This is a genomic window from Paenibacillus solanacearum, from assembly GCF_910593845.1.
Lineage (GTDB): Bacteria > Bacillota > Bacilli > Paenibacillales > NBRC-103111 > Paenibacillus_G > Paenibacillus_G solanacearum.
Genome location: NZ_CAJVAS010000018.1, coordinates 23,761 through 43,071 on the forward strand (window position 1 = coordinate 23,761; position 19,311 = coordinate 43,071).

Below are 19,311 nucleotides of genomic sequence, written 5' to 3' on the forward strand. Positions count from 1 at the left end.
TTTTTTTTGTTTTTTTCAGCTCATTTCGGTTTGGACACCGGAATGGAGCTGCCCATGTATTCCTCGAACGTCACGCCTTTTTTGGCGATGTCCTTGGCGATGTCTACGCCGACGTACCGCAGATGCCAAGGCTCGTACTGGTAGCCGGTAATCGCCTCTTTGCCTTTCGGGTAACGGATGATGAAGCCGTATTCCGGGGCGTGCTGATCAAGCCACTTCGCTTCCTTCGTATCGCCGAAGCAATCGGTCGCCGCGCATTTGCCGTTCGAGCCGGACACGTCGATGGCCAGTCCCGTCTCGTGCTCGCTGTGGCCCGGCTTTGCGCTGTATTTGTTCGCGGCTTCCTCGCCGTCTTTTTTAACATAGTTATTATATAGCGATGTTTGCGTTTCGTGAGAGCGGTAGGCGGATACGCCGGCAAGCGGCAGGCCGTCTTTCTTTGCGGCGGCAAACAGCTTCTCGAGTGCGGCGGCCGCTTCCTTGCGCATCTTGCGCTTCTCCAGGTGCTCCTTGAACGTAAAAGGAACGTCAGGCTCGACCAAGTCAGCCGGCTTGTAGTTATCCGGCAGCTTGTACGTTTTGTTCACCATCACCGCGTTATCGGCCGGATTGGCGACAACCTGAATGGCCGTATTGCCGCCTTTCGCACCGTTCGCGGGCTCCGCAGGCTGCGACGGCTTGCTCGCCGGCGTCTGCGAGGCTGTTCCGCCGCTTTTTCCAACATCGCTTCCCGGCTTGGAGTTATCCGCACCCGTGCCTGTGACAGGCGTTGTTGCGGCCGATTTGCTGGGGTCAGGAGCGGCCGTCTCGGGCGGCTTGGCCCCGCCGCATCCGGCTGCCAGCAAAAGCGCTCCGCTGACTACAGCCGCCGCGGCCAGCTTCCATGGTTGTTTCAAGTTGAGCATCGTATCATCCCTATCCTGTTGTTGTCTATTCTCATTATACAGACGACGGTGAGGAGATGAAAGTTACGCACACTTACGAAAGCTAGGCAAAAGCCGTCTTCCAATCGCGAATCGCGTATTTCTCATTTGGGACGAGAAGCAATATAATGGAAATACCAACTGAACAGCCGGGAGGAACGAGCCGTATGTCCGAAGCTCAGCGCAAGTTTGTACGCCTGTTTTTTATCGTGTTTGCCGTCTATGCGGCCTTGATCGCGCTTTACGTGTGCTTATTCCCGTCCGGTGGGGTGCCGTCCATGTACCGCGGCACGGCGGCGGACCCGGCCACGTACTTATCCGCGGAGCAACTGCAGCACAGCCGGACGCTCACGGCGGCGCGCAACTGGATTTTTTTCGTCAGCTATCCGTGGGAGTGGGCGGTTTACCTGGTGCTGCTGCTGACCGGCTTGGCCGGACGGTGGCAGGAACGGCTGGAGCGGAATATTCGTCCGGCGGCGCTGCGGTTTCCGCTATATGTGCTGCTGATCAACCTTGCTGTATTTATCGCCTTCCTGCCGCTGCGCATTGCCAGCTATTCGCTATCGAGAAGCTATGGCTTGTCGACGCAAACGATCGGGAGCTGGCTGCGGGACAAGGCGGTCAGCTTCGGGGTCAATTACTTGATTATGATGCTTGTGGCGGCGATTGCCTTCTGGTTCATTCGCCGAGGAGGCCGCTGGTGGGTGAAGCTGTGGCTGCTGTCGGTGCCGTTTACCTTGTTCATGACCTATATTCAGCCTGTCGTGATCGATCCGCTGTACAACGAGTTTACGAGACTGTCCGACCCGAAGCTGGAGCGGCACATACTGGATTTGGCCGCCAAAGCCGACATTCCGGCAGATCGGGTGTACGAAGTGGATATGTCGCAAAAAACGAATGAGCTCAACGCTTACGTGAACGGCATCGGGTCGAGTCTGCGGATCGTGCTGTGGGATACGACGCTGCGCCAGTTGACGGAACCGGAAATTTTACTCATCATGGCGCATGAGATGGGGCACTATGTGATGCATCATCTGGAATGGAGCACGGCAGGGGCGGTTGCTTCTTCGTTCTTCCTGATGTGGATCGGAAGCTGGATTTACGGAGTGGTGCAGAGGCGATGGGGGCGAAGCATGGGGATCGCGCATACCGGCAGCATGGCCGGGTTTCCGCTGGTGCTGCTGATTTTATCCGTGCTTACGTTCGTTTCGCTGCCCGCGGCCAATGCGGTGTCCAGGCAAGCGGAGCATGCGGCGGACATGTATGCCTTCGAGCTGATCGGCAACAGCGACAGCGCCGTGACGATGTATCAGAAGCTGGCTGTTTCCTCGCTGAGCGACGCGAATCCGTCGCTGCTGGTCAAGGTGTTCCGCTCGACGCATCCCAGCATCATGGAGAGGATTATCGATGCGCAATCGTACCGATCTGGCAGACAATAAAATAAACTTGTACTTCCTGGCCGGCGTTGCGACAGCTCCGACGTTCATGGAAGACTTCGGCAGGGAACTCGCAGACCGCCTGCGCGAGAGCGGGCGGGACGTTGCGCATGCGGAGCTGCTGTTCCCTTACGGGGATTGGAGCCGCAAGCTGCTGCATCAACTGCTCGAGATGCGCAACGACTTGTATCCGCTGCGTCCGGCGAAGCTGGCGCCGATCGGGGGCCGGCTGGCGGCGGAGAAGGTAGCCGCTTCGTACGCCGGCGGCCTGGCCCTGCTGATCGGGCACAGCGGAGGGGGCGTTGCCGCGGTGCAGGCCGCCGAGCTGCTGAGCCGGGCCGGCACGGTTGAGGAGCCGCTGCTCCGAGTCGTACAGATCGGCTCGCCCAAGTGTCCCGTGCCGGCCGCGCTGAGGGAGCGAACGCTGTACATTCGCTCGAAGCGCGATCCCGCTTCGCTGCTCGGAAGCTGGGGGGGCATCGAACGCGGAACGTTCGGCCAACCGTGGTGGAACGCGCGCAAGCATGCGCCGTCCGGTCAAGACTGGCTGCCGATTATCGGCAAGCACGCCGACTACTTCCGGCGAAAGCCGCCTTATGTGAGCATGGAGGGCGTCTCCAATCTGGAGCTGACCGTCAGCCGCATATGGCGCTGGCTGCATGAGCGGGCATGAGGAGGGCTTTCGTATTACCCTTGTTGCCGTCACGCTTGTCATTCTCACAGCCGGAGACGCCGGAATCCATCGTTTGCACCCATGGCCCGTTGCGCTTCGCGGCGGTCTCGCAGCCATATTCCTGCTGACCGGCTCCGTCCACTTCGCGTACATTCGAACGGAGCTTATCCGTATGGTTCCCCCCATCATGCTATATCCGGACTTGATCGTGACGATCACCGGTGCGCTGGAATGGGCCGGAGCGATAGGGTTATTATGGCGCCTCACCATTCTATGGGCAGCCGGCGGGCTCTCGCTGCTGCTGATCGTCATGTTTCCCGCCAATGTATACATCGCCTGAATGGCCTGGCGACGAGTCCGGAGGGCGCATTGCTTCCCCGAACCCTTATGCAAATTCTCCTCAAAACGATAACGGCTTGCAGCAAAAAGGCCCAGCTCATCGCCGGACCGTGTATATTACGCTTCCTTGTCGGAATAAAGGCAGTACCCGTTCTTTCCCTCGGTTTTCACCCGATACATCGCGGTATCCGCATGCATCAACAGCGTGTCTGCGTCGGTGCCGTGAATCGGGTACATCGCAATCCCGATGCTCGGCGTTACGTCCAGTTGCACAGCGCCGAACGCCACCGGTTGACATAGCGAATCGATCAGCCTTCCGGCTGCCGCTGCTACAGCTTCCTCCTCCTGCACTTCCGTCAGCAGCACCGTAAATTCATCGCCGCCCATTCGCGCGGCCATGCACCCGCTTACGGCCTCCGCTTTCAGCCGTTCGGCTACCGATTCCAGCACCCGGTCGCCGGCCGCATGGCCGTAGCTGTCGTTGATCTGCTTGAAGTTGTCCAAATCGATAAGCAGCACGGCAAGCTTGGACCGGTTCGCAGAGGCGTTCTCGATGGACAGCCGGATCGATTCATTGAAGCGCCGGCGGTTGGGCAGGCCTGTCAACGTATCGTGATAGGCCAAATAATGAATTGTAGCCTCCGCTTCTTTCTGCTTCGTAATGTCTTTGGCGATGCAGTAGACGCCGACGACTTCCTCGTCGATTACAATCGGCAGCATGATGTTTTGCAGATGAAGCCGGGAGCCGTTCTTGTGCAGGACGCTCGTCTCGATCGATTGCGGCTGGCACTGCAGCTTCGTATCGATGAACCGCTGGCGTACCTTGTCTCCGTCTTCGATTTGCACAACATCCATGACCTGTTTACCGATCAGCTCCTGGGGATGATAGCCCGAGATGCGGCGCAGCGAATCGTTGGCGCTCGTCAATTCGCCGTTCAGGCCGAGGGAGAAGACGATATCCGGATTTTGCTCGAATAGCGACTTGTACCGCTGTTCGCTCATTTTCAGCGCGAGCTCGGCCTGCTTGCGGACAGTAATGTTCCGGATGATGCAGCAGTAGGCGACAGCTTGGCCGCTCTGGTTCCGGATCGGCATGACCGATTCGCTCGCCGGGAAGAGAGAGCCGTCTTTGCGCTGCCGCAGCGTCTCAGTAGCGGTCACGGTATAGCCGAGCGCCTCCAGCTGGCTCGTGAACACCGGCCACAGCGATGGGGGGACGACCGGATTCGGCCGCCCGATAATATCCTGCGTCGACCAGCCGAACAATTCAACGAATGTAAGGTTAATGTAGCTGACGAGATGGCGCAAGTCGCAAACGATAAAAGCGACCGTTGCATTGTTGGTCAGTGCTTCCACCATGCCCAAAGCCAACTGCAAATCGTTCTCCAGGCCGGGCGGCAAGTTTGAACCGGGCGGTATGAACAAACGCATTCCTCCAGCGAAGCTTGAATTGGACAACAGAGGATCGGCGGCATGCGGCCGCAAGGAACACTTCGATCAAGTCCGTTTCGATTATACTATATTAGTTTTGCCGAACGGACAACATTTTTTGCTCCATATGCAGTCCTTGTTCCGGATTGCCCGGCAAGCGCCGCCCGGGCGAACAGACGGAGCTGCGCTTACCAGTCGGCGAATTGCGCCTCCAGCGTCTCCCATTGCTCCGTCAGCCAGATCAATTCCTGCGAAAAACGTTTCGGCGGCGCGTCCTTGAATTGGACTGCGCCTTGAAGCCACCAGTGCGCTTCCCTGCACCAGAGCAGCTGAAATGCCAGCGTCAGCCGGTTATAAGGGAAGATGCGATGCTCCCGGTAACCGTCAAGAAACGCCTCTGCGGCATAGGTGCGCAGCTCTCCTGCCTCCGTATCCAGCGCTGCGGATAGCAGCACGCGGGCGACATCGATTTCCGGATAGCCGAAGGTTACGGTATCGAAATCGATCAGGCCCGTTACCTGATCCTCATCGAACAAAATGTTGTCGACCCAATAATCCCAATGCGCCCATCCGGGCTTGAGGCCGTCGAACACCGACAGATCGATGCCGGACAAGATGCGGCCTTGCTTCTCCATCGCTGCGAGCAGGCGCGCGTCAAGCGCCGGCAGCCGCTGCGCCGCTTCCATATTGCTGCGCCACTCCGCTTGCATCGCCGCGAGGGAGGGCCACCAGCCTCGGGATGCTTCGGCTCCGGTTCCGGCGCGCGGCAAGCTGCGGTCAAGCTGGCGATGCATCAGGCCGGTCGCCTGGCCGAGCCGGTACATGCGCAGCGGGTCTACCGTACCGGCCTTCGCCGTCCGCCCCGCGGCGCACTGCATGGCAACGTAGAAATGTCCCTCCGGCGTCAGGTGAACCGGTTTGCCGTCAGCGGCGGCTTTGACAGCGGGGCAGGGGACGCCGTTGTTGTGCAAATCGTGCTGCGCCTTCAGCGAGCGTTCGATTTTCTCGTATCGCGCGGCGTCGATCAGCGAATAGCGTTTCGGGTGGTAGCATTTCAGGAACAAATCGCCGGCGTCTGTATGCACCGTCCACTTCCGATTATGCAAGCCCAAAAAGTTCGGTGTATATCCAGCAATTCGAACGTCCAAGGTGCGCGCCGCATGTGCGAATACCGACGCTCTTACCGCTGGATCGTCTGTCACACGGACTTCTTCTGACGTCACTGTCATAGGCGATCCCGCCTTTGCCCGGTCTGCTGCGGGTTTGCGACCGGCTCGCGATGCGGTGCCGCAGGTGTGCTCTTGCGCAGAGGCTCGGTGCGTTTCCGTGAATACTCGACGTAATATGGATGCGCAACGATACGGCCGACTGCGTGTTCACGGCAAGCCGTTTCATCGATTGCGCTGTGCGTTTGTTTCATTATGCACACCATCCTGTTCGAAAATCATCATTCCAAGAGCAGACGCTCTACGATGAAAAATATATCGAATGTATGTTCGTAAGTCAATCCGGGAAATTCGCGTTTTGCAGATTCGCGCTCCGCCGCGGGAAGTTACAGCATATGGAAACAAGGCGTTTTCTGAAAATAACGTTCTTTAGTTTTCTTGTCCTTGCTCGCGATTTCTGCCTTTTTTCCCCATGAACGGAATCTGCACACTGACACAAAGCTGCTTTAATAAACGGCACAGCTTTGCTTAAATATAAAACGCAAGACAAAACTTGAATTACAGTTTTGTCTCGCGTTATCGCAGGAGTCTAATCATGGACATTCAACTCTCCGTCGTAATTTACAGCAAGCGATCAAAGAAAGCGCGAAGCGGGTTTGACTCGCCAGATGGTGACTGGAAACGTTCCTGGATAGCGCGGAAATCAGTGTTGTCACTGATCTGGTCGATGCCGCCGAACCTGAAGGCAGCAAGCTTGTGCAGCGATGAATCCTCTATATTAGCAACTAACGCTTCAGAAAAACGATTACCGCCAATTACCGAAAACGGTCGATCGAAGAAGCGAGTTACCTTCACTTCAATTGATTCGGTCAATTGAAGTTCGTTATGCATCCGGGCGACGATCTGATAGGTAGCCGATAGTGCTTGCTCTCGCTCTCGCCACTCTTTTGCGTTTTGTGCTGCTTCCAGATAAGGTAATAACTCATTTGCACAAGCCAGCTGCCTGAAGGCGGTGCCGAACCATTTGGGGTAAGGGGCGTAACGCCGTTCGATTAGAAAACAAAGACTCATGACGTCTCTAATGAGTCGAGATGCAATAAGAGCCGCTCCCAGTTCATCTCCCACAAAGCCTGCTCTGGGCATAAGATGCTCCTCCTGTCCGATACGGTTCCAAACCGATGCCATCAGAAAAAGCCATACATCCTGCGGATAAAAGCGCAGTTGCTCGCGAATGAGTGTCAGCTCGCCGAAATCATCCCGGTAGACGGCTCCGCCTGTAAGTTCTGCCAAGGTCTGAGAAGGGACAGTCAGCCAGTCGAGCAGTTCTAATCCATCGAACAATCTGGCGGGTGAGAGCCCTAATCGGCGGCCGTAATAAGCGGGAACGGTGGTAACAATCGATTGATCGACATGAAGCGGAAAACCATGAAACGAGGCAGGGGCTGCCCTATGGAGGGCCGCAAATATGGCTTCACGCTGAGAAACGTCGGCTTCACGAATGAATATCATCACACGTGGTCCCCAGTCATGGTCGCGCGACATGGGTGTATCGAAACCTAGAACCTCGCTACCCGGGCCGACAAGCGCTGATGCAAACGATAATGTGGGTACGATAGACGAAAGACGAGGCACGACATAATTATCATGAAAACTTTGGCTTAACTGAACTCCGGTGATATGATCGCTCACGAATTGAAACTCCTTTCACCAAGTGGTTACAGCAAATGAAGACTCAGAATAGGTCTATCTGGGTCGTCTTCGTGCGGCACAAGAGAAGCCCGTAATAGCCGTAATATGCGATGGGAAAAACAGAACGGCCACAAGGGCCAGCGCGTCCGGAAGATGCCGGGCTAGCTCTTGCGGCCGTTGATCAGTGCCGCCACTGCGCCGGGGAACGGAGCAGGTATATCCGCTTTTCCCGCCAGCCAGCGCGTAGGCCGGAGACCAGAAGGAGGCGTCAATCGAGCCGGAATCCTTGCGCATCGAGGAACGAGCGCATATGCGCCCGTACCGGCTTGCGGTATTTATCGGCGATGCTCCGCGACCAGTTCGTCACGGCCTTGCCGCCGGCGCGCGTCTGATAGTATTCGCTCATCACTTCATCATAAGCCTGAACGCCTGCCGCTGCCTGCTCCGGCTTGTACGTGTTCTCATGCACGACCGCCTGCTTCGGCAGGCGCGGTCGCGGCGACGGCGCTTGATCCGGCACGCCGATCGTCAGGCCGAACACCGGATAAACGAGCTCCGGCAGCCGAAGCAGCCGGCTGACGCTATCGATCTCGTTGCGGATCGAGCCGATATAGCATACGCCGAGGCCCATCGATTCCGCGGCTACCGCCGCATTTTGCGCGGCCAAGGCGGCGTCGACGGTTGCGACGATAAAGCTCTCCGTATTTTGATGGAACGTCTCGCCCTGCTGCTCCGTCGCCTGCCGGATCCGATGAAGATCGGCGCAAAAAACGAGAAACAAGCCGGACTGCTCCACGTACGCCTGCGAGCCGGCAAGCCGCGCCAGCTCCAACCGGATCGCAGGCTCGGTTACGGCAATGATGCTATAGGCTTGAACGTTGCTCGAGGTCGAGGCGGCCTGGGCCGACGTCACGATGGCGTCGATCTGCTCCGGCGACAGCGCTTGCGATGTAAACTTACGGATCGACCGGTGGCTTTTCAATAAATCGATAACCGGATTCATGGACTCGCAGCACCTCCGTTGTATTGGCCGCCATGGCGCAGAACCTGCATATTCGGGCTCCGCGATTGCGGCAAATGCGTTGCAAGTCCGATATTATCGGATTGCCCCGGAGGAGTCAAACCTGCCGGCAAGAGTGTGTCCTGCGCGGCGGGCATAGTGGCGGCGAAGCCGCGCCGTCCTGCGAAACAGCCGCTCCCCATGCGCGAGCGCTGCGCCGGCAGGCTCGGAGCCAGTTACTATCGGTACGCATCCGGTCCGGCGGAATCTCCCGCCGACAGCTTCTTCAGCGGGACCATCGCCGCTTCAGGAACGTAATACTTGAAGCAGTTCGAGCTAATGTCGCCCAGCAACTGGCGGCGAATCGGGTCGGTCCCTTCCAGCAGCTTCGGCGAGGCGCTGTGATAGTCGATCGGCCGCATCCAGATCGGGCTGTAGCCGATGAACAGCTGGCGGCGTTCGAATGCCTCCGATCGGTTCGGCGACCCGGCGTGCCACAGGTTTTGCGCGAACACGAAAGCGTCTCCCGGCTTGCCGCAGATGGGAACCTCGCCCTCAAGAGGCACATTGACATCGGTCTGGGACGGCTGAAAGTGCGGCAGGAGATGGCTTCCGGGGACGACCTTCGTATTGCCGCGGCCCGGCTCTGACATGTCGCTCAAAATATAACAAACTTTAATATAGTACGTCGCGGTGAGTCCGCCGATGCTTGGAAACTTCGGATGCGGGCCGTCCTGATGCCAGTTAATGAAACTGCCGGTCGCCGTCTTGGCGCCGCTTGGATTCGGTTTGCGCACGGTCAGATGGGAAATATGCAGCTGAATGTTATAGCCCAGCAGACGAACCATCAGCGGCAGAATAGAAGGGTGGTCGATCAGCGACAAGATAGACGGATCTCTCTCGACACTGCGGTATACATTGTAAGCGAGCGCCTCGGGCTCTTCCGCGACGATGCGATCTACCGCTTCGTTCAGCTCTTTCACCCGGGAATCGGAAAGAACGCCGGGCAGGAGCAAATAGCCGTCCCGTTCAAATTGTGCCGAAAGCGTCGAAAGATCGAGATTCAAGTGTTCCAAAGATAGCACCTCCACAATTATTTACTCGTGTAAATTTAACTCAAAACCAAATGAATGGATCGGGTAGTTCCATCCTTCGGCTTCATTATACTCGTGTATATTTCCAGCATCAACCCTTATTTTTCGCTCTACAGACCTATCCGCAGCTCGTTTATGCTCTTGCGCAAATAGCCCTTAGGCAGGGCTTATCCGCAGGGGTTATTGCTTAGGCTTCGCCGTCGAATGCCGGACGATTAGCTCATAACCGAAGCCGGTATCCGCCGGGGCGTCGGCGCCGTTGATTTGCGCCATGATCGCATCGACGGCCTTATAACCAATTTCTTTCCTTGGGTAGTGAATTGTCGTTAGCGTAGGCGTCGTATGGGAGGTCATCAATATATCTTCGCATCCGGCTATCGACAAATCTGCGGGTACGGACAAGCCGCAATCTTTGCAGGCCGACAGTACCCCGATGGCCATCAGGTCGCCCGCACACACGATCGCGGTGAACGGCAGCTCCGGGCTCGCTTGTATTCTTCGGCTCATGCGTTCGTAAGCGGACTCAAGCGTGCCGCCGCTCTGCAGCAGCGATTGCTGCTGAAATTCGAGACCAGCCGCTTCCATTGCCTGCCGAAAAAGAAGAAACCGCGCATGGTGGTAATGATCATGCACCGTATTGGCCATAAACCCGATCTGGCGATGCCCGAGCGATTTGAGATGCTCGACAAGCTCGCACATCGCCGCGAACCATGGAATGTCGATGCTTCCCATGTAAGCATGCTCATGCACCGGCTTCATTACGGATAGGAGGGGGATGCCGAATTTCGAGAAGTGCTCGATTGTCTCCGGCTTCAAGCTCTGCCCCATCAGGATAAGGCCGTCCGTGCGGCCCGTGAAGATCGCCTTTAATTTGTGCTCCTCCGATGGGACATACGTTTGGAAGATAAGCGATTGATCGTGCTGCCTGGCCCGCTGCTCCAGCCCCAAGGAGATTCCCGTTTCAAAAGAGTTGCCCAGATTGTTGAACAGCACGCCGATTTGGTTCGTTTTTTTGGTCTTCAAGCTTCGCGCCGCCATATTGGGGTTATACCCAAGCTCCTCGATCGCCTGGAGCACCTTCCTGCGGGTTTCTTCCCTCACGTTGTTTTTATTGTTCACCACGTAAGATACAACCGCAACGGATACTCCTGCATGCCTGGCCACATCGTCTCTTGTCACCATATTCATTCTCCTTGCCTGTCTTTGTAAATCAACGATAGCGCGGGCTCTAAGCGATGTCAAGTCAATATTTACACGTGTCAAAAGAGCGAATTATCAGCCGCACATGAGCTGAGTATAATTGGAAGGGGAGCCCGTTGTTTAATCGGGCCGAACGGGGGGCTTGCTGTCACCGCTTGTCGCAGTTTACGCAGCGGCGGCAGCGCTCGCCCTATTCAAGAGGGGCTTGCGAAAATACGAAAGCACGGGGAACTAAGAGCGATCGTGGAATCGTGCCTATGGATCATGATACAATGGTTTCGAGTAGATCGTTTATTCATGGGTTCAATAATGAAGCAGATGAATGATTCAATACATAAACAACATGAACGGCAGGTGCTTCGCGCAGCTGCTTCTTTCATGCCACAGGAGGAAGATGGATGACGTTAACGGTTGTCGGCGAAGTGATCGAAATGAACCGGTACCCCGTCAAGTCGCTGGCAGGAGAACGGCTGGAGCGGTGCGCGGTTGAACGATATGGGCTGTATGGCGATCGCAGCCATGCTTTTATCGATGAGCGCAAGGAAGGCTGGGACCGTTTCATCACAGCCAGGTCCATTCCGGCCATGCTCGGTTACAAAGCAAGACTCGCGGGCGGGGAGCACGACAATGATCCATACGCCGTGCGGGTTACAGCGCCGGATGGACGGGAATGGACCTGGGACGACGCCCTGCTGAAGGAGATGCAAGCGCATACCCGCGTACCTATGTCCATGATGCGCTATCGTGCGGAACGGGACGACGAGTTGATGGCAGTCGATACGGGAGCGATCTTGATCGTGACCGACGCCGCTTTACGCAAGCTGGAAGCGCTGTGGGGGAAGCCCTTGGACAGCCGGCGGTTCCGGGCCAACCTTGTTGTGGCCGTAGCCGATCACACATTTCGTGAGGGCGAATGGATCGGGAAGCGGTTGTTCGTAGGGACGGCGGAATTGCGTGTGGACGCGTACTGCGAGCGGTGCTCGATGATCTCCATCGACCCGGATACGCTGGAACGGAATCTTTCGCTGCTGCGAAAAGTGAACGAGGAGATGGAACTGAATTTCGGCGTGTATGCGTCCGTTGTCCAAACCGGCGAGGTCCGTGTTGGTGAAAAAGTATACTTGAGCGACAGCTTGTAATACGGGGGCAGCACTTCTTTAACAGAAAAGTTGTAAAATAAAATTTTTGTATGAATGTAGAAATCGGAACAGCTTATACGTCATAATAACGAAACCATATTTCAATGCAGTTTAACAAGGAGGCGTTTTGAATGAGTTACACTTTGATGTTTTACGAGAGCCAGGAGGATTTTGCGGCAAGAAAGGATCCGGCCCGACAACAAGAGTACTTGGCAAGCTGGACGCACTATGTGCATGCTTTGCGGGAGGCTGGCATTGTGGTATTCGGTTCGGGTCTCTATGCGCCTGAGACCGCTGCCACGATGAAGCGCCGTGGTGGTGAGATGGCTGTTCAGGACGGACCGTTTCCCGAGACGAAGGAGCAACTCGGCGGTATATTTGTGATTGATGTGCCAGATCTAGACACCGCATTGGAATGGGCTGCCAGAGGGCCTGTCGATACGGTTGAGGTCAGACAAAACATTCCCGCGGTGAAGTAGTCATCTATGAAAACTCATCAGGTCATTGAAGAAACGGCACGTGAAGCTTATGGCCGTTTGCTCTCCTATTTGGCTGTAAATTGGCGGGATCTGCAGGCCGTTGAGGATGCCATAGGAGATGCCTTCCTCGCCGCGCTGGAAACTTGGCCCAAGGTCGGCGTTCCGGATAAGCCTGAAGCATGGCTGGTTACTGCCGCCCGCAGGCGGCTTATCGACCGTGCCCGCCGTACCCGTATATCCGAAAGTGCGATGCCGGCACTCCTTGCCATGTCTGAGGGTACACAGGGTCTCAATTCAAACGCTGCCTTTCCGGACGAACGACTGAGGATGATGTTTCTTTGTACGCATCCGGCCATTGATCCTGTAATGCGAACACCGCTTATGCTGCAGACGGTGCTTGGAATCGATGCAGCCCGAATTGCGTCTGCATTCATCATCAAGCCCTCCACCATGAGTCAGCGTCTTACTCGGGTAAAAGCAAAAATTCGTGCCGAACGCATCACTTTTGAAATGCCTGCTGCAGAAGAGCTTCCGGATCGTCTCGATTCCGTTTTAGAAGCCATTTATGCTGCTTACGGGAGCGGGTGGGACGAGGCAGCCATTGCCGATTCGCCTCGCAGGAAATTGGCGGAAGAAGCGATCTATCTGGGAAGGCTGCTTCTCCGATTCGTCCCATCCGAACCGGAGGTATACGGTCTGCTGGCACTCATGCTGCACTGTGAAGCGCGCCGTGAGGCACGACATGACGACGAAGGGAACTATATTCCTCTGTCCGAGCAGCCCTGTACTCGATGGGAACAAAGCTTAATCATGGAGGCGGAACGTTATCTGCATGCCGCCTCGCAAGCCGGTGGAATCGGCCGCTTTCAACTCATGGCTGCGATTCAATCGGTGCATGCCCAGCGTTTATGGACCGGGCGGATCGAGTGGGAGGCGATTGCGCAGTTATACGAAGGCCTCATTCGTATACACCCCGCACTGGGCGCATTAGTCGGTCGAGCCGCTGCGGTTGCGGAGGCTTATGGATTGGAACGCGGCATTGCCTTGCTGGAAGCTATCCCATCTGCAGAGGTAGTGAACTATCAACCCTATTGGGCACTTGCCGGTCATTTGTACAAACGGATGCATCGAACGGAGGATGCCCGTTCTGCTTATAGCCGTGCTATTGGACTAAGCACAGATATATCTGTTCGGCATTTTCTAAGCAGTCAGGCTTCTGGGATATAAATGCGGCAAGGTTAGGGCACCCGCTAGGGTGCCTTAACCTTGCTGTTACGGATAGCGCGGTGAACCCTAATAAATGACGGCAAGTTTTATCAAACGTGCATTTGAAGTCATTTTGAAGTTTCAGAAAAGGAAGAGGATGATGTGAACAAAACCGATCGAATGTTGGCTATTGTCATTGAGTTGCAGCGTAAAGGCGTGCTGCGTGCCGAGGATTTGGCTGCCAAGTTCGAGACGAGTATCCGCACGATTTACCGTGACGTTCAAGCGCTGAGCGAAGCGGGCGTTCCGGTGGCGGGTGCGCCGGGGGTAGGTTACTCCTTAATGGAGGGCTACTTTCTCCCCCCTGTCAGCTTCACGGCGGAAGAAGCGGTAGCGCTGCTCATCGGGGCGGACTTCGTCGAAATGAGGCTGGACGCTGAGTACGGCGCGAAGGCCTGCAGTTCGCAGGAGAAAATCGAGGCGATTTTACCGGAGAACGTGCGCGAGGAGACCGAACGGATCCGATCGACGATTCGGCTGCTGAATGAAAGAGGGGCGAAAACGCGCGGGCAGGAAAAAGAGACGTTCGAGCAGCTGCGCCAAGCGATTCTGCGGAAGCGCAGGGTTCGTTTCCGCTACTCCAAAAACTTGCCGGATCCGGACGGATATCGTCATAGCGAGCGAACGGTTGATCCTTACGGGCTCGTTTTTTCCCAAGGGGTGTGGATGCTTGTTGCGTTCTGCGGGCTGAGGCGAGACATCCGGCACTTTCGGCTGTCTCGCATGAACGAGCTTGCCGTACTGGAAGATCCGTTCAGAATCGTTCCGGGTTTTCGCTTTCAGGATCACCGGCCTGTAGACGATCGGAATGTGACCGTCCGCATGCTGGTCGATCAAGCCATTGCGGACCGGGTTCAGGAGTCGGACAATTTCTATATGGAGTCGTTCGCACCGGGGGAAGAAGGCTGGCTGGCGACGTTCCGTGTTCGGCGGGTGGAAGACCTCCTTCAATGGACGCTCGGATGGGGTGCAGCGGTGCGAGTGCTGGAGCCGGAATCGCTGTGCGAACGGTTGCGCGAGGAAATCAAAAAAATGCTGGGACGCTACTGACAAACTGCTGTCAGTAGCGTTTTTGTATGCTGGATTCAGCTTAAACAAAAAGGAGCTGGGTTCGGCAATGGATACGAAAGAAACGTTGCGAAAATTCGAGGAGACGGTCAGCGGTTACATTCGAGAATTGGATGGCTCAAGTCTTGATCAGCTGCTTTGGAAGCCGGCGGAAGACGAATGGTCGCTTGGTCAGATGTACATGCATTTAATCTGTTCCGCGCAGTGTATGCATTTGAGGAACGTCGCATTGTGCCTTGAACCGGGCGGCAGTCCGGAAGTCTCACGTGCGGGAAAGACGAGGCCGGGGGAGGATTTATTCAAGGCGGGGAGCTTCCCGCCGGATCGTATCCGAGTTCCCCCGTCACCACAATACACGCCGCCGCAACCGGAAAGCAAGGAACAAATTGTCGGCGGGTTGCGGGATACTGTACGTCGGATGGTCGAGATCGAACCAGCGATTGCGCCGGAGTTTGATCCGGTTACCCAAGTGCGTTTAGAACCGGGGAAGGAGATTGTTCGAAATACGGTTCTCCATCCGCGATTCGGCGGATTGAACGCGTTGGAATGGTTCCGACTGATCGAGATGCACTATCGCCATCATATGCTCCAGAAGATGCGTCTGGACGACGCTTGGAGGGAAGCGCATGGGTGAGCCCGGAACGGAAGGTGGAAAGCCTTCCTATTGGATAGGCGTCGTCTCGGCGGCGCACGTGCAGCGAGGGGTTAGTGGCGGCTTCGCCCAGATGTGTCACGGTAAATCTGCGCCGTTACGCAGGATGCAACCGGGGGATTGGCTTGTGTACTATTCTCCTCGCACGGAGATGGGAGACGGCGAGCGGTTGCAAGCGTTCACCGCCATTGGCCGGGTTAGGGACGACCGTGTATACGAATACGCGATGTCTGCTACGTTCATACCTTACCGCCGGAACATCGAATATGTTCCCTGCCGGGAGGCGAGAATCGAAGGCTTGCTTGATCGGCTGTCCTTCACCCGAGGCAAGCGGAATTGGGGCTACCCGTTCCGTACCGGCCACTTCGAGATAAACCGTGAAGATTTCTTGACTATCGCGGAAGCGATGCATGCGGCCATCCGATAAGGGATGGCCTTGTAACTTGCTGTTACGTATAGCGCGGAGAGCCTCATCATAAGTAATGGAAAGTTTTCGCATGGGGTGGGCATAATGGATTCATTGCGTATGAAAGGAAGGAGCTGCATGACTTCGGAAATGGATCATCCCTTTGTCATCTTGCCTGAAGAACAAGCGCCCGAAGGTGCGGCACATTGTGAGCTTTGCGAACTGGCGAAGCAGCGGACTCGCGTCATCTGGGGGGAAGGGAATCCGAGAGCCTCGATGATGATGATACTGGATAACCCCGGGGCCCGGGAGGATCGGCAAGGAAATGAGTTTCTGTGCGGTACCCGAGAAACACTCCAGCTCGGCATGAGGGAGGCGGGTATAGATACGAATGATGTCTATGTCAGCTATTTGCTTAAATGCCGGCCGGTGCGTGCATACAATAAACCCGAGGCTAGAGCGGCATGTTCTCCTCACTTACAGCTACAGCTCTTACAGAAGCAGCCGCTTGTATTATTCGGATTTGGCAATATCGTTGCAGAAGCCGTATTCCCAGATAAGGAGAATGCCAGTGTTAAGGAATTGCGAGGCAGCTGGTATGAGTTTCAGGGTATACCCATCAGCTTCACTTATCACCCGCTTGCAGTAAGAAGGCGACCCAATTTACTGAGGTTCTTCGTTGAAGATCTGAAGGCTTTGAAGGAGAAGTGGGAGGAGATTCAACACGGCAGGCGCTAGAACGAAACTTTGCTTACGAGCGCTTGGCGTTTCTTTTTTCGCTGTGGACAATCTCGTACTCGCGGTATAGACAGCGACGGTTCTGCAGCTTCGAAAAGTGATCGAAGAGAGCGATCCCGCGTTAACGGAAATACGAAAAACCAGAACGTCGAACAGGGCATTCTGGTTTTTTCGCATACATGCATGCTGCTGCGCATCCTGGCTCTGTGCCGATTCGGGTAGCTAGGCTCTTTGCTCGTACAGCTTGACGATTTCGATGATCGTCTTTGTGGCGAGCACCATATTGTCCACGGAGACGTACTCGTATCGGCCGTGATAATTTTCGCCGCCGGTAAATATATTCGGTGTCGGCAGGCCCATATACGACAGCTGAGAGCCGTCCGTGCCGCCGCGAATCGGCTGCACGACCGGCCAAATGCCGAGATTCTCCATCGCTTGATGGGCGATGTCCACGATATGCTTCACCGGCTCGATTTTTTCGCGCATGTTGAAATACTGGTCCTTCAATTCGAGGACGATGCGTTCCTCGCCGTATACCGTTTGCAGCTCCTTGACGATCCGGGTCATCTCGGCCTTTCGTTCGCTGAACCGGTTGCGGTCGAAGTCGCGGATAATATAGCGCAGCTCCGTCTGCTCCACGCCGCCTTGAATCGAAATCAAATGGTAAAAGCCCTCGTAGCCGTCGGTATGCTCCGGCGCCTCGGCAGGCGGCAACTTCGCTTGCAGCTCCATGGCGATTTTGGCGGCGTTGACCATTTTGCCTTTAGCCGTGCCGGGGTGTACGTTTTTGCCCTTGCACGTGATGTGGGCTGCCGCCGCATTGAAGCTCTCGTATTGAAGCTCGCCGAGCGGACCGCCGTCCATCGTGTAGGCGAATGCGGCGTTGAACGCCTCGACGTCGAACCGGTGCGGGCCTCGGCCGATCTCTTCGTCCGGCGTAAACGCCACTCTGATCTTGCCGTGCTTCACTTCGGGATGTTGAAGCAAATAAGCCATCGCCGTCATGATTTCGGCGATGCCCGCCTTGTCGTCCGCGCCGAGCAGCGTGGTGCCGTCGGTTGTAATTAGCGTGTGGCCCTTGTAGCCGGCCAGCTCGGGAAAATCGCGCGGGGAGAGGACGACATTCATAGACTTGTTCAGCACGATGTCCTGCCCGTCATACGGTTCCACAATCTGCGGATTGACGTTCGCCCCGGTGAAGTCGGTCGCCGTATCCATATGGGCCAGGAAGCCGATCGTCGGAATGTCCTTATCCGAATTGGCCGGAAGCGTCGCCATCACGTAGCCGTTCGAATCCAGCGTAATGTCCTGCATGCCGATCGCCTTCAATTCTTCGACCAGTTGGCGCGCCAGCGTGAGCTGACCTGGGGTCGAAGGGCAAGTCTGGCTGTCGTCGTCGGACTGCGTATCCACTTTCGCGTAAGAGATGAAGCGGGATATGATCTCTTGTTTCATCGCGATGGCTCAACTCCTGTATCTGTGAGATATATTCCAGTATAATACAAATCGCTTGCAAGCCGAAATGTGTAATGCGGCCATACCGATCAACGATAGGGCCGCGTGTAGTATGCGTATTTTTTGAAAAATAAGGACGGCGTTACGTTAATAGCTCTTTCACTTTCTTCCATTCGGCCAAATGCCGCTCCAGGCTCTCGATCAGCGCGTCGACGTCGCCGGCGAAGCGGTCTTTCGCATCCGGGGGGAGGTTGTCCCGGGTAAGGAGCGTTTCCTGCGTCATTGGGGCGTATGCCGGCAGGACGGCGGCCAGCTTGCGCAGCTCGTCTTCGATCGAGGCGGCCGTAACGGCGGGAGGCGCGCTTTCTTCCTTTTTCGCCTTTTTGGCCCGCGGACTCGGTTCTTTCGGTTCGGCGGCTTTGGTTCGCTCCGCTTTGTTATGCTGATGGACGGACCATGTCTCCAGCAGCCCCGGTCCTGTCTTGTAGAGCAGCTTGCCTTTGACGGCGTCGGATATTTCGCTATCCTTGAACAGACGGGCGATTTTCTTCACATCGCTCACGGGCATTTCGTCCCGGGCCATAATCAGGGCGAGCGGATCGCGGTATTCGACAGGCAAGTCTTTGAGCGGCATCAGCTGGTCCTCGGTCAGCGCATCCTTGTGGATTTCTGTGCCGTGTACGATCAGCTTGCGCACCGCATTGCCGAACTTCAGCAGGTCGCATTTATTTTTAATGTAGGACTCGGGCTTGCCGAGCTTGCTGGACAAAAATTTGGTCGAGCTGCTGAACTTCGGATCGTGCAGCAGCTTGTGGAACGCCTCCGCTTCCTCGATCGGGGAGAAGCTCTCCCTCGTCAAGTTTTCCGCGATTTGCTCCAAATAAATGTCCATCTCATCCGTGACGTCGGACACGATGCATGGAATGGTCGGGCGGCCCAGCTCCCGGCATGCTTTGTACCGCCGGTTGCCGTAAATGATTTTATAGCGGCCCCCGCCGATCGTCCTTACTTTAATCGGGGACAGCAGACCGAGCTCCTCGATGCTCTTCATTAATTCCTGCAGCGACTCTTCGGCAAACTGGTATCGAGGCTGGTCGGTATCTTCATCAATCAAATCCGTTCGAATTTCGGTAATGTTCATTGGCGATTCTCCTACT

At 56.0% G+C, this 19,311-nt stretch carries 19 protein-coding genes; 10 read left to right on the forward strand and 9 right to left on the reverse strand.

What is annotated here, in order from left to right:
- Positions 1-20: 20 nt before the first annotated feature.
- Positions 21-896: a M15 family metallopeptidase gene (locus tag KXG62_RS19025; RefSeq protein WP_246627525.1), complete on the reverse strand. Its 876-nt coding sequence runs from the start codon at positions 894-896 to the stop codon at positions 21-23.
- 194 nt (positions 897-1,090) lie between these two features.
- Between KXG62_RS19025 and KXG62_RS19030 the strand changes: the two genes are divergently transcribed.
- The 3 genes from KXG62_RS19030 to KXG62_RS19040 are packed head-to-tail and all read left to right on the forward strand — an operon-like array spanning position 1,091 to position 3,372.
- On the forward strand, positions 1,091-2,362 hold the full coding sequence (locus tag KXG62_RS19030; RefSeq protein WP_218093590.1) for a M48 family metallopeptidase: 1,272 nt from the start codon (positions 1,091-1,093) through the stop codon (positions 2,360-2,362).
- Positions 2,331-3,032: a hypothetical protein gene (locus KXG62_RS19035; protein WP_218093591.1), complete on the forward strand. Its 702-nt coding sequence runs from the start codon at positions 2,331-2,333 to the stop codon at positions 3,030-3,032. The genes KXG62_RS19030 and KXG62_RS19035 overlap by 32 nt, the downstream gene beginning before the upstream one ends.
- Positions 3,019-3,372 carry a DoxX family protein gene (locus KXG62_RS19040; RefSeq protein WP_218093592.1) on the forward strand — a complete coding sequence of 118 codons (354 nt, stop codon included), beginning with the start codon at positions 3,019-3,021 and terminating at the stop codon, positions 3,370-3,372. Before KXG62_RS19035 ends, KXG62_RS19040 begins: the two co-directional genes overlap by 14 nt.
- A gap of 116 nt (positions 3,373-3,488) precedes the next feature.
- Here KXG62_RS19040 and KXG62_RS19045 read toward each other — a convergent pair whose 3' ends face one another.
- The 6 genes from KXG62_RS19045 to KXG62_RS19070 form a co-directional block, all read right to left on the reverse strand.
- Entirely contained in the window at positions 3,489-4,796 is a 1,308-nt protein-coding gene (locus tag KXG62_RS19045) for a sensor domain-containing protein (RefSeq protein WP_218093593.1), read from the reverse strand.
- 194 nt (positions 4,797-4,990) lie between these two features.
- Positions 4,991-6,031: a phosphotransferase enzyme family protein gene (locus tag KXG62_RS19050; RefSeq protein WP_218093594.1), complete on the reverse strand. Its 1,041-nt coding sequence runs from the start codon at positions 6,029-6,031 to the stop codon at positions 4,991-4,993.
- A 558-nt stretch (positions 6,032-6,589) separates the two neighbouring features.
- Positions 6,590-7,657 carry a DUF4037 domain-containing protein gene (locus KXG62_RS19055; RefSeq protein ID WP_218093595.1) on the reverse strand — a complete coding sequence of 356 codons (1,068 nt, stop codon included), beginning with the start codon at positions 7,655-7,657 and terminating at the stop codon, positions 6,590-6,592.
- Between the two features lie 268 nt (positions 7,658-7,925).
- Complete coding sequence (gene nfsA / locus KXG62_RS19060) at positions 7,926-8,660, reverse strand: oxygen-insensitive NADPH nitroreductase (protein ID WP_218093596.1); 735 nt, start codon at positions 8,658-8,660, stop codon at positions 7,926-7,928.
- Positions 8,661-8,896: 236 nt separating this feature from the next.
- On the reverse strand, positions 8,897-9,733 hold the full coding sequence (locus KXG62_RS19065) for a phytanoyl-CoA dioxygenase family protein (protein WP_218093597.1): 837 nt from the start codon (positions 9,731-9,733) through the stop codon (positions 8,897-8,899).
- Positions 9,734-9,931: 198 nt separating this feature from the next.
- Complete coding sequence (locus KXG62_RS19070; RefSeq protein ID WP_218093598.1) at positions 9,932-10,933, reverse strand: LacI family DNA-binding transcriptional regulator; 1,002 nt, start codon at positions 10,931-10,933, stop codon at positions 9,932-9,934.
- A gap of 416 nt (positions 10,934-11,349) precedes the next feature.
- On the opposite strand from KXG62_RS19070, the gene KXG62_RS19075 reads away from it, so the two are divergent.
- The 7 genes from KXG62_RS19075 (at position 11,350) to KXG62_RS19105 (ending at position 16,699) form a co-directional block, all read left to right on the forward strand.
- On the forward strand, positions 11,350-12,090 hold the full coding sequence (locus tag KXG62_RS19075; RefSeq protein WP_218093599.1) for an MOSC domain-containing protein: 741 nt from the start codon (positions 11,350-11,352) through the stop codon (positions 12,088-12,090).
- Between the two features lie 131 nt (positions 12,091-12,221).
- On the forward strand, positions 12,222-12,569 hold the full coding sequence (locus KXG62_RS19080) for a YciI family protein (RefSeq protein WP_218093600.1): 348 nt from the start codon (positions 12,222-12,224) through the stop codon (positions 12,567-12,569).
- A 6-nt stretch (positions 12,570-12,575) separates the two neighbouring features.
- A complete protein-coding gene (locus tag KXG62_RS19085; RefSeq protein ID WP_218093601.1) occupies positions 12,576-13,796 on the forward strand; it encodes an RNA polymerase sigma factor in 1,221 nt (406 codons plus the stop codon).
- Between the two features lie 141 nt (positions 13,797-13,937).
- On the forward strand, positions 13,938-14,885 hold the full coding sequence (locus KXG62_RS19090; protein ID WP_218093602.1) for a helix-turn-helix transcriptional regulator: 948 nt from the start codon (positions 13,938-13,940) through the stop codon (positions 14,883-14,885).
- Between the two features lie 67 nt (positions 14,886-14,952).
- Positions 14,953-15,537, forward strand: coding sequence for a DinB family protein (locus KXG62_RS19095; RefSeq protein WP_218093603.1), 585 nt, complete (start codon positions 14,953-14,955; stop codon positions 15,535-15,537).
- On the forward strand, positions 15,530-15,982 hold the full coding sequence (locus tag KXG62_RS19100; protein WP_218093604.1) for an EVE domain-containing protein: 453 nt from the start codon (positions 15,530-15,532) through the stop codon (positions 15,980-15,982). Before KXG62_RS19095 ends, KXG62_RS19100 begins: the two co-directional genes overlap by 8 nt.
- A 129-nt stretch (positions 15,983-16,111) precedes the next feature.
- On the forward strand, positions 16,112-16,699 hold the full coding sequence (locus KXG62_RS19105) for a uracil-DNA glycosylase (RefSeq protein ID WP_218093661.1): 588 nt from the start codon (positions 16,112-16,114) through the stop codon (positions 16,697-16,699).
- A 222-nt stretch (positions 16,700-16,921) separates the two neighbouring features.
- Here the strand turns inward: KXG62_RS19105 and pepT are convergent, their stop codons facing one another.
- A complete protein-coding gene (gene pepT / locus KXG62_RS19110) occupies positions 16,922-18,154 on the reverse strand; it encodes a peptidase T (protein WP_218093605.1) in 1,233 nt (410 codons plus the stop codon).
- Positions 18,155-18,296: 142 nt separating this feature from the next.
- On the reverse strand, positions 18,297-19,295 hold the full coding sequence (locus KXG62_RS19115; protein WP_218093606.1) for a ParB/RepB/Spo0J family partition protein: 999 nt from the start codon (positions 19,293-19,295) through the stop codon (positions 18,297-18,299).
- Positions 19,296-19,311: the final 16 nt, after the last annotated feature.

Excerpts from the sequence above, each read along its gene's own strand:
- KXG62_RS19030 (WP_218093590.1), top strand. The coding sequence starts at position 1,091 with ATGTCCGAAGCTCAGCGCAAGTTTGTACGCCTGTTTTTTATCGTGTTT.
- KXG62_RS19035 (WP_218093591.1), top strand. The coding sequence starts at position 2,331 with ATGCGCAATCGTACCGATCTGGCAGACAATAAAATAAACTTGTACTTC.
- KXG62_RS19040 (WP_218093592.1), top strand. The coding sequence starts at position 3,019 with ATGAGCGGGCATGAGGAGGGCTTTCGTATTACCCTTGTTGCCGTCACG.
- KXG62_RS19050 (WP_218093594.1), bottom strand. The coding sequence starts at position 6,031 with ATGACAGTGACGTCAGAAGAAGTCCGTGTGACAGACGATCCAGCGGTA.
- nfsA (WP_218093596.1), bottom strand. The coding sequence starts at position 8,660 with ATGAATCCGGTTATCGATTTATTGAAAAGCCACCGGTCGATCCGTAAG.
- KXG62_RS19070 (WP_218093598.1), bottom strand. The coding sequence starts at position 10,933 with ATGGTGACAAGAGACGATGTGGCCAGGCATGCAGGAGTATCCGTTGCG.
- KXG62_RS19075 (WP_218093599.1), top strand. The coding sequence starts at position 11,350 with ATGACGTTAACGGTTGTCGGCGAAGTGATCGAAATGAACCGGTACCCC.
- KXG62_RS19080 (WP_218093600.1), top strand. The coding sequence starts at position 12,222 with ATGAGTTACACTTTGATGTTTTACGAGAGCCAGGAGGATTTTGCGGCA.
- KXG62_RS19085 (WP_218093601.1), top strand. The coding sequence starts at position 12,576 with ATGAAAACTCATCAGGTCATTGAAGAAACGGCACGTGAAGCTTATGGC.
- KXG62_RS19095 (WP_218093603.1), top strand. The coding sequence starts at position 14,953 with ATGGATACGAAAGAAACGTTGCGAAAATTCGAGGAGACGGTCAGCGGT.
- KXG62_RS19100 (WP_218093604.1), top strand. The coding sequence starts at position 15,530 with ATGGGTGAGCCCGGAACGGAAGGTGGAAAGCCTTCCTATTGGATAGGC.
- KXG62_RS19105 (WP_218093661.1), top strand. The coding sequence starts at position 16,112 with ATGGATCATCCCTTTGTCATCTTGCCTGAAGAACAAGCGCCCGAAGGT.
- pepT (WP_218093605.1), bottom strand. The coding sequence starts at position 18,154 with ATGAAACAAGAGATCATATCCCGCTTCATCTCTTACGCGAAAGTGGAT.
- KXG62_RS19115 (WP_218093606.1), bottom strand. The coding sequence starts at position 19,295 with ATGAACATTACCGAAATTCGAACGGATTTGATTGATGAAGATACCGAC.